Genomic DNA, 1,072 nt, shown 5'->3' on the forward strand with positions numbered 1-1,072 from the left:
TCTGCGTCGTCGTAGTCGTGCTCTCGTCCGTTCCAGAAGTCCATGTTCAGAACGAACAGTTCGACCGTACTGAGTCGACGAGCAGACCAGCCGGACGCCTGCTGGATGAACTCGGCGCGAACGTCGTTGACGCGGCTGTCAAGCTTCTCGAACATTTGGGCACGGCGTTCGACATCGGTGAGGTCCTCACGTCGCGTCACGAAGGGATTGAACAGGAACCCGATGACGGGGAACTTCGTCAGTTTCTCGGCGGGCGTCCCCTCGTCTCGGTAGCGGTCGTAGACTTCGAGCGGTGTGACCTCGACTCCCAGGTAGTATCGCATCTGTTGGATGCCACGGTCACGCATCTCTCTGGGGCGTGTTTCTTGATATTCTTCGAGGAGCTCCCGGAAGATCGGATTTGCCGTGACGTCTTCGTCGGTAAGCCGTTCCTCGATCGTCTGGGTGATTTGCTCGACCGGGAATGACCGGGTTGTCGCGTGGAATTTGAGCTTCGAGTCGAGTTCCTTGTTGGCGAAGTCTTCGCCGGCGTTCTGGAGCTGTGCCCAGTCGTTGGACATTGCGAAGTCCATGTTCCCCGGGTCGATCTCGATGAAGGCTTCCATCGTACCGTCCGTCCGTTGGATCGCCCCAGCACCGGGCCACGCCCGTTTGATGTTCGTAAGGTCCTGTGTTCGCTCGTCCGGTTTGAACGGGGTGTAGTTTGCGAGCCCACCCTCGTTTCGTTCGGTCTCGTTCGTGGTACTGTCGGCTGCTTCTGGGGCACTGAACGTAACTCGGGGGCGCTTCACGTATCGATAGACGTCCTTTGTCCACGTCCACGCGTTCAGGTGGTCGGGAGAGACGTAGATGACGGCGAGACCGAACCCGAGTCCGCCAGCCACGAACGGGAGAGCAAGCGATTCAACGCCGGTGAGACTCGCGATGAAGAGCCCGATGATCGGGAAGGCGATGAGTACGCCGACGTCCCCCTCCTCGATGTTGAGATAGGGGATACGACTCTCCTCACCAAACTGATTCATGATACGCCGTGCTGCCGCGTCTGGATCTGTAGACATTAGTGAATACCTCG

Annotated in this window: 1 protein-coding gene; it reads right to left on the bottom strand. The window is 58.6% G+C overall.

Annotated elements, in window-relative coordinates; translation table 11 throughout:
* The coding region (locus tag DVK07_RS19455; protein WP_121598508.1) for a hypothetical protein at positions 1-1,058 on the bottom strand (1,058 nt) is incomplete at its 3' end.
* Positions 1,059-1,072: the final 14 nt, after the last annotated feature.

It is taken from the genome of Halorubrum sp. Atlit-26R (genome assembly GCF_003666015.1).
Taxonomy (GTDB): Archaea; Halobacteriota; Halobacteria; order Halobacteriales; family Haloferacaceae; genus Halorubrum.